Raw genomic sequence first — 12215 nt, 5'->3', positions numbered from 1 at the left:
AATGGTTAATTATGCATTAAAAGCAATTTTCAATGCTTCTCTTGTTGTTGATACGCCAATTACTTCTGTACCTTCAGGGAATTCTAAACCTTTAATATTATTTTTAGGTATGATAATACGTTTAAACCCTAATTTAGCCGCTTCTTGTACACGTTGATCAATTCTAGCAACCCTTCTTACTTCACCTGTTAAGCCAACCTCTCCTACGAAACAATCATCACCTTTAGTAGGTTTATCTTGGAAACTTGAAGCTATTGCGATAACAATACTTAAATCTACTGCGGGTTCACTTAATTTTACACCACCAGCAATTTTGATATATGCGTCTTGTTGTTGTAATAAGAAATTCTCTTTCTTCTCTAATACAGCCATCAATAAGCTTAATCTATTGTGATCAATACCTGTTGCCATTCTTCGTGGATTATGAAAAGTCGTTGGCGTCACTAAAGCTTGTACTTCAACTAAAATAGGTCTCGTACCTTCCATAGTTGCCACAATAGTCGAACCCGATACATGTTTCGTTCTTTCTTCTAAGAACATTTCAGACGGATTTTTAACTTCGTTAAGACCCGTTTGCTTCATTTCAAAAATACCCATTTCATTTGTTGAACCAAAACGGTTTTTGACTGCTCTTAATATTCTGTATGCATGATGTGTATCGCCTTCAAAATATAATACTGTATCTACCATATGTTCTAACAAACGTGGACCAGCAATTTGTCCATCTTTCGTTACGTGTCCAACAATAAATGTAGCAATGTTCATTTGTTTTGCGATGTGCATTAAATTTTGTGTACATTCTCTAACTTGAGAAACAGAACCTGGCGCAGAAGTGACTTCAGGGTGGAAGACAGTTTGAATGGAATCTATTACTAATACATCTGGTTTTTCTTTTTGAACCATACTATGTATAATCTCTAAATTCGTTTCAGCATAAACATTTAATTCTCCTGAATCTTCAACTAATCTTTCAGCTCTTAATTTTGTTTGTCTTACAGATTCTTCACCTGAAACATATAAGACATTTTTTTGTTGAGATAAAGCCGCACAAATTTGTAATAATAATGTGGATTTACCAATACCAGGGTCACCACCAATGAGTACAAGCGAACCTTCTACAACACCGCCACCTAAAACGCGATTAAATTCATTGATTTTTGTCTTAATTCTAGGTGTATCTTCTTCTTTAACGTCTTTTAATTTTTCTATTTTTTGTGCGGGTACATCTGACTTGAATGTATTTTTAGGACCTTTAGTTTCTTTATGTTCTATTGATTCTTCCATTTGGTTCCATGCACCACAATTAGGGCATTTCCCCATCCATTTTGGAGATTGATATCCGCAGGCTAAACACTCAAATATTACTTTCTTTTTGGCCATTCATGTTACCTCCGTATTAATTGAATAGTTATATTTTAAACTTGACTGACATTAAAAACAAATTAATATACTTTAAAATCAATATAAAAGCCCGCAAACTATTATGATAAATAGCTTGCGGACTCATTATAATATTAAATTAACATTGTTGATTTTTAAGCTTTTGAAGTTTCTTCTGCTTCTTTATCTTCCTTATGATCTGATAAATCGAATTTAAATTCATCATCTCTATAATCTACAATGACATCTTTACCTACTAAATCTTGTCCAGATAAGATTAATTCACTTAAATTATCTTCGACGTGTTTTTGAATAGCACGTGTTAATGGTCTTGCACCATATTCTGGATCAAATCCTTCATCAGCAATTTTTTCTTGTGTTGAATCTGAAAGCGTAATGTGAATACCTTGTTCTGATAATCGTTTCGTTAAGTTACCAGCCATTTTATTCACAATTTCTTTAAGATGTGTTTTTTCAAGTTTGTGGAAGACGATAATATCATCTACACGGTTTAAGAATTCTGGTCTAAATTGTTGTTTTAATTCATCCATCATTGTTTTCCTGATAGTTTCGTAATCCGGTCCACTTTCTTTAGCACCGAATCCAACAAATTTAGCATTTTGTAATTCTTGTGCACCAACGTTTGATGTCATGATAATGACAGTATTTCTAAAGTCTACTTTACGACCTTTAGAATCTGTTAAATGACCATCATCTAACACTTGTAACAAGATATTAAATACATCTGGATGTGCTTTTTCAATTTCGTCAAATAGGATAACCGAATATGGTTTACGTCTTACATTTTCAGTTAATTGTCCACCATCATCATGACCTACATAACCTGGAGGAGAACCTACTAAACGACTGACAGAGTGTTTCTCCATAAACTCACTCATGTCCACTCTGATCATAGCATCTTCTTCACCGAACATTGCATCAGCTAATGTACGTGCAAGTTCAGTTTTACCAACACCTGTTGGTCCTAAGAATATAAAGCTACCAATTGGTCTCTTAGGATCTTTAAGACCAGCACGGGCACGTCTTACTGCTTTAGAAATAGATTTAACTGCATCGTTTTGACCGATTACACGTTCATGTAAGATAGTTTCTAAGTTTAGTAATCGCTCTGACTCAGTTTCGTTTAATTTCGTAATTGGAATACCTGTCCAATTTGCGACAACGACTGCGATATCTTCAGCAGTTACACAAGTGTTTTTCTCACCTTGTACTTTTTTCCATTCGTTTTTAGTATCTTCTAATTGTTTTTCAAGTTTTGTTTGTTTATCTCTTAAATTAGCTGCATTTTCAAACTCTTGAGAATGTACGGCAGCATCTTTTTCTTTCTTAACTGTTTCTAATTCTGATTCAAGTTCTTTAAGACTTGGAGGTGTTGTATAGTTTCTAAGTCTTACTTTAGAACTTGCTTCATCGATTAAGTCGATTGCTTTATCAGGTAGGAATCTATCTGAAATGTAACGGTCACTCATATTAACGGCCGCTTCAATCGCTTCATCTGAAATATTAATACGGTGATGCGCTTCGTAACGATCTCTCAAACCTTTTAAAATCGCAATTGAATCTTCAGTATTTGGTTCATCAACTGTTACAGGTTGGAAACGACGTTCTAATGCAGCATCTTTTTCAATATATTTACGGTATTCATCTAATGTAGTTGCACCGATACATTGTAGTTCACCACGAGCTAATGCTGGTTTCAAGATGTTTGATGCATCGATAGCACCTTCTGCTCCACCTGCACCAATCAGTGTGTGTAACTCATCGATGAATAACACAATATTGCCTGCTTGATGAATTTCTTCCATTACTTTTTTAAGTCTTTCTTCAAATTCACCACGATATTTAGTACCTGCTACAACAGTACCCATGTCTAATGACATAACGCGTTTACCTTTTAATGTTTCTGGTACTTCGTTTTGTACGATTGCTTGTGCTAAGCCTTCAACGATAGCCGTTTTACCGACACCTGGTTCACCGATTAATACCGGATTATTTTTAGTTCTTCTACTTAACACTTCAATGACACGTGTAATTTCATCTGAACGACCAACTACTGGATCTAACGTACCATCTTGCGCGATGACTGTTAAGTCTCTTGCTAATCCATCTAAAGTTGGTGTTGCTTGATTTTTAGTCGTTTGAGCATTTTTTGAACCTTGTTCTGGACTGCCTAATGATTTAACAACTTGTGCTCTTGCTTTCGTGATATTTAAATCTAAATTAGCAAATACACGTGCTGCCACACCTTCGTTCTCACGAATTAATCCAAGTAATAGATGTTCTGTTCCAACAAATGTATGGTTTAACTTTCTTGCTTCATCCATTGAAAGTTCAATTACTTTCTTAGCTCTTGGTGTGTAATGAATCGCACCAACTTGTTCTTGACCTTGGCCAATTAAGTTTTCAACTTCTTTTGTTACTTTTTCTTCAGTAATACCGAAAGCATCTAACACTTTTGCTGCAATGCCTTCAGGTTCTTTCATTAAACCTAATAATAAATGTTCCGTACCTATATTTGAATGATTCAATCTCATTGCTTCTTCTTGTGCATGCGCTAATACACGTTGCGCACGTTCTGTTAATCTACCAAATAGCATAAACTAACCTCCTATTTTATATATGTTCTCTTAAAAAGGTTGCTCTTTGTTCATCTACAGATTGTTCCGAGTCATTACCTTCAAAGAATGGTGTTTGTATTGTAACCATTAAATTATCAAAATTAAAGTTATTACTCTCGATATGTCCTAAATCTATACCCAGTTTCATTTCACTTAATCTTAATGAAGCTTCTTCAACAGATATTAATTGTGCAGATTTCAATATACCTTTCGCACGATGAACTCTGTCTTTTGTTTCCATATGATTAAAGCGATCAAGTCTTTGTCTAATTTGTTCTTCTTCACTAATGATTTGTTCAACAATTTGAGTTAAATCTTCAATGATTTCTTCTTCAGTCTTACCAAGTGTTAATTGATTGGATATTTGATACACATGACCAAGTGCACCTGTACCTTCACCATAAATACCTCGAATAGTATATCCGAATCTATTGATAGCTTGTCCAATTCGTTTCATACGTTTCATAATGCTTAAGCCAGGTAAGTGCAACATAACACTCGCTCTTAACCCTGTTCCAATGTTCGTTGGACAAGTCGTTAAAAATCCGTGCTGTTCATCATATGAAATCGTTAGATGTTTATCAAGCTCATCATCTAATTTAGATGCTGTTTCATACAACTCGTTTAGCACGAGATTGTGACCCATAACTTGTATTCTAACGTGATCTTCTTCGTTGATCATAACACTTGTTGATTCATCTTCATTTAATAATACTGCACCAAATTTCTGTTTTGTCAGAGCTGGGCTAATAAGATGTTTGAACACGAGTTTATTCTGATCTAGTTCACTTAAATCTGATAACTTCGTCAATTTCAATTCTGATAATGCTTTACTCACTTTTTCTATTACTTTGTTGCCTGTTTCGTCATCTTCTTCATATTTGAGCGGATGAACTTCGTCTTGAAGGTTACGTGCAAGTCTTATTCTAGAACTCATGACAATTGGCGTGTCTTCTGTTTCTTTCATCCAATCGCTAATATGTTCATTCATATGCTCTTCCATTTACTCGACCTCACCTTCTGCTTTCAATGCTTTTATTTCATCTCTTACAACTGCTGCATCTTCAAAGGCTTGCTCTTCAATTAAGCCTTGGAGTATTTTTTCTTTCTCAGCAATTTGTTGTTTGAGTTGTATTTTACTTCTTGAAGATACAGGTATTTTACCTGTATGCTCCCCACTGCCCGCTTGAACTCTTCTAATAATTTGCGGTACATCATCTTTAAAAGTTTCATAGCAGTCATGACAACCAAACTTACCAACTTTAGCAATATCTGTTAAAGTCATGCCACAAGTAGGACAGTGCTTTTCTTCTTGTGGTTGAACTTGTTTAAAGTTAATACCATGTTTACCTACTAAATATTGTAGAAATTGGTTCACAACAAATTCTTGGTCCAAATTTTGATCACTCATATGATCATCTTGGAAATAAAAATGTTCTGAAGCACAGTTTTTACATATCCATTGTTCTGTTTTATGTTTCTTACCTGTTGATGTTAATTGAATTGTTGCTTCTTCTTTACCACAAATTTCACAAAGCATACTGTCACTCCTTTTTAACTATAATGTATGACGGCAAGTATACGTTTCAATATATTTGCTCGAATAATATCTCTATATGGTATTTCTATTTGCAATGTATCTCTATGAAGCGTTTGAACAATCATTTTTTTCTCTCTATCTGTAATTAAGTCATTTTCATACAAACCATCCACAATTCTAAATGCATTTGCTTGTGAGATTTGATCGCCTGTCAATTCAATTAGATGTCTAATGAATGCTGATTGACTATTCGTTTCAACTTTTGAAATACGAATGTAACCACCGCCGCCTCTTTTACTTTCAATAGCGTATCCGTGCTCATTTGTAAATCTTGTTTTTATAACATAGTTTAATTGGGAAGGTACACAATCAAACTTTTCAGCAATATGTGCACGTTTAATTTCAACGACATCTCCTTGAGCCTCCTCTAGCAATTGCTTTAAGTATTGCTCAATGATATCCGACATGTTGTGCATTAATTCATCACCTCTTTTGACCTTCTTTGACTATATTATATGTTCTGTTGTTTATTATTTCAATTAATTTGTTTCTTTAAAAATTTTTAAAATTTTATACCGCTTTCAAAAGAAATAAGTTATCATATAAGGTAGGTTATGATTGAGTATAAACGAAGGGAAAGGTGTGTCAATTATGCATTATATTATCGGGATTATCGGTATCTTATTATTCCTATTTCTAGCATGGTTAGTAAGCTCTGATAAAATGCGTGTCAGATGGCAGTATATAGGATTAATGATCGTAATCCAGTTTATATTTGCTTTCTTATTATTAAAAACAACAGGTGGATTAACTATCATAGGTGGTATTTCAAGTGGTTTTGGCTACATCATAGCAAAAGCTATGGAAGGGATAAACTTCGTATTTGCGGGTATTGCAAATATCGATCCTAAGACAGATAAGCCTGTTTCAGTTTATTTCCTTAACGTATTAATGCCAATTGTGTTTGTATCAGCACTTATCGGTATTTTACAATACCTTAAAATCTTACCTCTTATCATTAAATATTTAGGTTTAGTCATTTCTAAAGTTAATGGTATGGGTAAATTAGAATCATATAATGCGGTCGCATCTGCAATTTTAGGTCAATCAGAAGTGTTTATTTCTATCAAAAAACAACTTCCATTAATTCCTAAACATCGTATGTATACATTAACAGCTTCAGCTATGTCTACTATATCTGCATCAATCGTTGGTGCATATTTTACGATGGTTGAACCAAGATACGTTGTAACAGCTATCGTATTAAACTTATTTGGTGGATTTATTATGGCATCCATTATTAATCCATATACAGTAGATCCAAAAGAAGACGACATCATGATTCAAGAATCAGAAGAAAAACAATCATTCTTCGAAATGTTAGGTGAATATATTTTAGATGGTTTCAAAGTTGCCGTTATCGTAGCAGCAATGTTAATCGGTTATGTTGCATTAATCGGACTATTAAATGGTGTTACGTCTAACATTTTAAGTTTCGTTTCTGGTGGTACAGTTTCATGGGACTTCCAAACATTAATTGGATTTGTATTTGCACCATTCGCTTTCTTAACAGGGGTTCCTTGGGCAGATGCAGTACAATCAGGTAGTATTATGGCTACTAAAGTTCTTTCAAATGAATTTGTTGCGATGGGTATTCTACCTGATGCAGATATTTCAGAAAGAGCAAATGGTATCATTTCAGTATTCTTAGTTTCATTCGCAAACTTTGGTTCTATTGGTATCATCGCGGGTGCTGTTAAATCATTAAATGATAAACAAGGGGATAATGTCGCACGCTTCGGTATTAAATTATTATACGGTGCAACATTAGTATCATTCTTATCAGCTACAATCGCAGGATTTTTCTTATAATAAATAGAAGCAGTCTACAGAACAATAATCGTTCTGTAGACTGCTTTTTTGTTTATTATACTTGTTCTATTTGATATTGTTTTACGATTTCTTCAATGAAATACGCCATAATTTTGTAGTCTTCAGTAAGTTCCGGATGGAATGAAATACCTAAGTATTGATTTTGTCTTACAGCTACAATTCTATCTTCAACCTTAGATAATACCTCCACACCTTCATGAGCTGATTGTATGTGAGGTGCACGTATAAATACTGCATTAACCGCTTCTTCAATACCTTTAACATCTAAATCTTGTTCAAAGCTATCTACTTGTCTACCAAATGAATTTCTCTCAACAACAACGTCCAATTTATTTAAATGACTTTCTTGGCCAACTACTTCTTTCGCTAAAAGTATTAACCCCGCACAAGTTCCATACATAGGTAAGGAACTATTTCTTAGTGCTTCTGTAAAGCAATATAAATCCATTAAACGACGCATAGTCGTTGATTCTCCACCAGGTAAGACTAAACCATCAATTTCATCTAACTGCTCTACATGCTTAATTGTAATACCTTCATGGCCAGCTTTTTCAATATGCTTAATATGTTCTCTTACAGCACCTTGTAAACCTAGGACACCTATCTTCATATTACCATCCACGCTCTTGCATACGTTCTTCTAATGATAATTGATTGATGTCTAAACCTTTCATAGCTGGTCCTAATTCTTTAGACAATTCAGCAATTAATTTATAATCTTGATAATGTGTAGTTGCTTGAACAATAGCTTTAGCAAATTTTTCTGGTGCTTCAGATTTAAAGATACCAGATCCAACGAATACACCATCAGCGCCTAATTCCATCATTAATGCAGCATCAGCTGGCGTTGCTACCCCACCTGCTGCAAAGTTTACAACTGGTAAACGACCTAGATCTTTAATTTCTTTTAATACTTCATATGGTGCACCAATATTTTTAGCTTCAGTCATAATTTCGTCGTCACTCATCACAACTAATTTACGTACTTCTGCATTCACTTGTCTCATATGACGAACTGCTTCAACTATATTACCAGTTCCTGGTTCACCTTTCGTACGTAACATTGCAGCACCTTCACCAATTCTACGTGCAGCCTCACCTAAATTACGGCAACCACAAACAAATGGCACTGTAAATTCATCTTTTTTCAAATGATATTCTTCATCTGCTGGTGTTAACACTTCTGACTCATCAATATAATCTACGCCCATTGATTCCAATACACGTGCTTCTGTGATATGACCAATTCTACCTTTAGCCATAACAGGAATAGATACAGCATTCATAACTTCTTCTACAATACGTGGGTCAGCCATTCTTGCTACCCCACCAGCTGCTCTAATATCAGATGGTACGCGTTCTAATGCCATTACAGCAACAGCACCTGCTTCTTCAGCTAATTTAGCTTGTTCGGCATTAACCACATCCATGATTACGCCACCTTTTTGCATTTCTGCCATACCTCTTTTAACTTTATCTGAACCAGTAATTTTTGACATCGTAAAACTTCCTCCTTTTAAATCGCTTACTAGTAGGTTATACTAAATTCTGAACTGGTAAAAGAGTCAGATTTATCAAATAATTAGTGGTCAGTTTTCGAGGTGAATAAAATGGAAATGCTCATGTTCGACATCAATAGGAAGATTAATACGCCTATATACATACAACTATATGAAAATATCAAAAAAAATATTATTAACGACGTTATGAGGTATAACGAAAAATTACCTTCAAAAAGGCAATTAAGTCATTATTTATCGGTAAGTCAAACAACGATAGAACACGCTTATCAGCTACTTTGCGATGAAGGTTATATCTATAGTAAAAATCGTTCTGGCTTTTATATTAATGACATCGTTAATCTACCGGTAACCTATAAAACGAAAATTCCTGAAGCTCACTACATAGAAGAACAAAAGTATCAATATAGCTTTAAATTAGGTGCAATAGACAAAACGCATTTCCCGAATGACCTTTTTAGAAAATACGCTAAAGAAGCATTTGATGAACAACAAATAGATTTATTAGATAGTGGCCATAAGCAAGGTGATTTTAATCTAAGAAAAGAAATCAGTTATTATGTCTTTCATAGCCGTGGCGTAAATTGTTCACCAGATCAAATTGTCGTTGGGTCGTCAACAGAGCAGTTATTATCCATTATTACGGATATCATTTCAGAGTCTAAATATATGATTGAAGATCCTCTATACAAACAAGTGAGAGATCTATTAAAAAGAAAACATATCCCATTTGATTTTATTCCAGTTACACAAAATGGGATTGATATAGAGCAAATTATCAAGACGGATAGTGATGTTGTGTATATAACACCTAGTCATCAATTTCCAACTGGTGTCATTATGGACTTAAAACGACGAACACAACTCATTAAATGGGCTTCAGAACGAGACAATCGATTTATTATTGAAGATGACTATGATTCAGAATTTAGATTTAGTGGAAGGCCGATACCAGCACTACAAAGTTTAGATCATTCAGATAGCGTTATATATGTCAGTACGTTCTCTAAATCTATTTCGCCTTCATTGCGAGTGGCCTATGCTGTACTTCCGAAAAATTTAATTGCTTTATATCACAAAAAGACAAACATAGAAGGTGGCACCGTACCAAGACATACCCAATATATGTTAGCAAGGTTTATGAATGAAGGTCATTTCGAAAGACATTTAAATCGCATGAGAAAAATATATCGAACTAAAAGAGATATTATACTCGAACAACTCAAAAAATATCCTGAAACCTTTTCGATTTCAGGGGAATTAACGGGAATGCATTTTATATTAAATGTTCATAATGGTTTATCTTTAGAGGAATGTATAAGAAGAATTGAAGCATGCAATATCGATATTAAACCCCTCTCTCATTATCGCTTTAAACAAACTGATGAGAAACCTCACTTTGTTCTCGGATTCGGTGGTATTAATATTGAAGATGCCAAAACACATATCAATAGTTTAATAGAATGTTTAACCAAATAAAAAAAGACTTCGCAATGAAGTCTTTTTTTATTTGCTATGACTTAAACTTTGTAATTTCATTAATTCATTTCTAATGCTTGTATATTCTTTTAATTCTGGTAAATCAATTTTTTCATAGTCTGCATTAAAGACCACTTTCTTACAAATATTCTCATATGTCGTTAAATAAAGTCCTAAGTCATGATCTGATAGCGTCGTAATCTTACCTTGTGCATAAGCTCTTTCTAACGTAAATGCTAATTGTTCAACTGTAAATATAATCGGATAAACATATTCAATCTTTTTAACTTTGTTATCCATTTCATTCAACGCAGCTTGATACATTGCCTTCGTATTCATGATTTCAGTGTGCAAATCTGTGATGATTTTTGATTTTGCTATATTATGATGATACTTATTAGAAGAAAATATTGCATGTAACAAACTTGCTTGTAGTTTTAACGTATTATTAATCGTCTTAGGTAATTTTTTAGACGCTTGATTTCTTCCTACTATTAGTACACCAATTAAACCTATTACTGAACCTATTACTACATCAACAATTCTTGGCATCACTAAATATGTATCGAAATGTTGAGTGATTGCTGCTGACATTAAAAGAACATTCGGTGTAATAAATGTGACTGCAATTGTATAATTAAATGCGACTAATAACTCAGCTGTTCCCATCAAGATAGCCATTAGTATGACAATCGTCCATGTATTAGGCTCAAATGCTAAAATTAAAATTGCAACTAACATACCCGTAATTGTACCTACTGTTCTTTGCAATGCTCTTTGGATTGTAGAGAGTGATGATGAACCTAATAATACAGAACAACAAGATATTGGTATCCAATAAGCTCTTTCAAACCCCATACCAAATGCGATGATAACTGAAGTAAATAATATAATTCCATATTGCATAGAAGACATTAAAACTAATGAATCTCTTGATAAATTTTCCTTAATAATTCTTGAGTACATCGGTTTTCTATATTTAATTTGTTTATCAAATTGCAAATTCTTATCGTTAAGAATCATGACTGTATCATTAATTAATTCAGCTAAATATTTGATACACTTTCAGCTTCCGGCTTTTTATGATTAAACATTGCATCAATTATTACAACAATTGTACTAACAATACCCCCACATAAAACAAGTAATCCTCAAACAAGTAATCCTCTGTTCAGGAAATCCTCAGGCATAATTGGCATAATAGAAGCTACACTATATGTAAGTACAAAGAATAAAGAAGAAGGACCAGGTATTTGAAAAGCTTTTAAAACGAAATGACCTATCATCCCTATAAGACCTAATACTAATGCATATAAAAATGGAATCGTGATTGTAATCGTTCCTAACATGATACAAATACTTAATACTATAGAAACTGCTATAACTTTTCTAATTCGTGAAGGATATGATCCATTAATAATGTATATATTACTAAATGATCCTAATAACGCAGTTAGTCCTAGATCGAATCTTCCAAGTAATACACTTCCAGCTAAAATGATAAAAACAATGATGGCTTGCATAAATGCTTTTTTAGTTGCTAAATTATTTTTATTCACTTTAAACATCACTTCAAAATATTTTTTCATGTCATATCTCCTCTCACAATTTTCAAGCAAAAAAAAAGAGACCTAACAGGTCTCGAGTGCGGCTCATCGCATCCATTTATAAATATTTGCCCGGCAACGTCCTACTCTCGCGGAACGTAAGCCCAACTACCATCGGCGCTAAAGAGCTTAACTTCTGTGTTCGGCATGGGAACAG

General features: G+C 33.8%; 11 protein-coding genes and 1 rRNA gene. 2 read left to right on the top strand and 10 right to left on the bottom strand.

All coding sequences use genetic code 11. The features are described from left to right. Nucleotides 1-9: 9 nt before the first annotated feature. From radA to LQ611_RS07140, 5 genes are all read right to left on the bottom strand, one after another. Nucleotides 10-1380: a DNA repair protein RadA gene (gene radA / locus LQ611_RS07160; RefSeq protein WP_025904845.1), complete on the bottom strand. Its 1371-nt coding sequence runs from the start codon at nucleotides 1378-1380 to the stop codon at nucleotides 10-12. A 155-nt stretch (nucleotides 1381-1535) separates the two neighbouring features. After that, nucleotides 1536-3998, bottom strand: a complete 2463-nt coding sequence (locus LQ611_RS07155) for an ATP-dependent Clp protease ATP-binding subunit (protein WP_107572780.1) — start codon at nucleotides 3996-3998, stop codon at nucleotides 1536-1538. 16 nt (nucleotides 3999-4014) lie between these two features. Continuing rightward, nucleotides 4015-5022 (bottom strand): protein arginine kinase, encoded by a 1008-nt coding sequence (locus LQ611_RS07150; protein ID WP_025904843.1) that lies wholly within the window; start codon nucleotides 5020-5022, stop codon nucleotides 4015-4017. Beyond that, nucleotides 5023-5559, bottom strand: coding sequence for a UvrB/UvrC motif-containing protein (locus tag LQ611_RS07145; protein ID WP_025904842.1), 537 nt, complete (start codon nucleotides 5557-5559; stop codon nucleotides 5023-5025). A 14-nt stretch (nucleotides 5560-5573) separates the two neighbouring features. Beyond that, a complete protein-coding gene (locus tag LQ611_RS07140) occupies nucleotides 5574-6035 on the bottom strand; it encodes a CtsR family transcriptional regulator (protein ID WP_025904841.1) in 462 nt (153 codons plus the stop codon). Between the two features lie 175 nt (nucleotides 6036-6210). Between LQ611_RS07140 and LQ611_RS07135 the strand changes: the two genes are divergently transcribed. Next, nucleotides 6211-7431, top strand: a complete 1221-nt coding sequence (locus LQ611_RS07135; RefSeq protein WP_103360789.1) for a NupC/NupG family nucleoside CNT transporter — start codon at nucleotides 6211-6213, stop codon at nucleotides 7429-7431. A gap of 55 nt (nucleotides 7432-7486) precedes the next feature. Here the strand turns inward: LQ611_RS07135 and pdxT are convergent, their stop codons facing one another. Together pdxT and pdxS are read right to left on the bottom strand one after the other, a co-directional pair. Then, nucleotides 7487-8062 (bottom strand): pyridoxal 5'-phosphate synthase glutaminase subunit PdxT, encoded by a 576-nt coding sequence (pdxT, locus tag LQ611_RS07130; RefSeq protein WP_103360788.1) that lies wholly within the window; start codon nucleotides 8060-8062, stop codon nucleotides 7487-7489. Between the two features lies 1 nt (nucleotide 8063). Beyond that, the gene (pdxS, locus tag LQ611_RS07125; RefSeq protein WP_025904838.1) at nucleotides 8064-8951 is read right to left on the bottom strand and encodes a pyridoxal 5'-phosphate synthase lyase subunit PdxS; all 888 of its coding nucleotides are present in this window, start codon (nucleotides 8949-8951) and stop codon (nucleotides 8064-8066) included. Between the two features lie 111 nt (nucleotides 8952-9062). On the opposite strand from pdxS, the gene pdxR reads away from it, so the two are divergent. Then, entirely contained in the window at nucleotides 9063-10451 is a 1389-nt protein-coding gene (pdxR, locus tag LQ611_RS07120) for a MocR-like pyridoxine biosynthesis transcription factor PdxR (RefSeq protein ID WP_198052440.1), read from the top strand. 27 nt (nucleotides 10452-10478) lie between these two features. Here the strand turns inward: pdxR and LQ611_RS07115 are convergent, their stop codons facing one another. The 3 genes from LQ611_RS07115 to rrf form a co-directional block, all read right to left on the bottom strand. Next, a complete protein-coding gene (locus LQ611_RS07115; protein ID WP_232339622.1) occupies nucleotides 10479-11474 on the bottom strand; it encodes an FUSC family protein in 996 nt (331 codons plus the stop codon). A 128-nt stretch (nucleotides 11475-11602) separates the two neighbouring features. After that, a complete protein-coding gene (locus LQ611_RS07110) occupies nucleotides 11603-12040 on the bottom strand; it encodes a hypothetical protein (protein WP_232339621.1) in 438 nt (145 codons plus the stop codon). Between the two features lie 88 nt (nucleotides 12041-12128). After that, nucleotides 12129-12215 (bottom strand): 5S ribosomal RNA (rrf, locus tag LQ611_RS07105); the annotation flags it as partial.

The organism is Mammaliicoccus sp. L-M44 (assembly GCF_022386355.1).
In the GTDB taxonomy this organism is placed as follows: domain Bacteria; phylum Bacillota; class Bacilli; order Staphylococcales; family Staphylococcaceae; genus Mammaliicoccus; species Mammaliicoccus sciuri_A.
The sequence above is the reverse complement of the archived record's forward strand: the minus strand, read 5'-3'. Positions and strand labels throughout refer to the sequence as shown.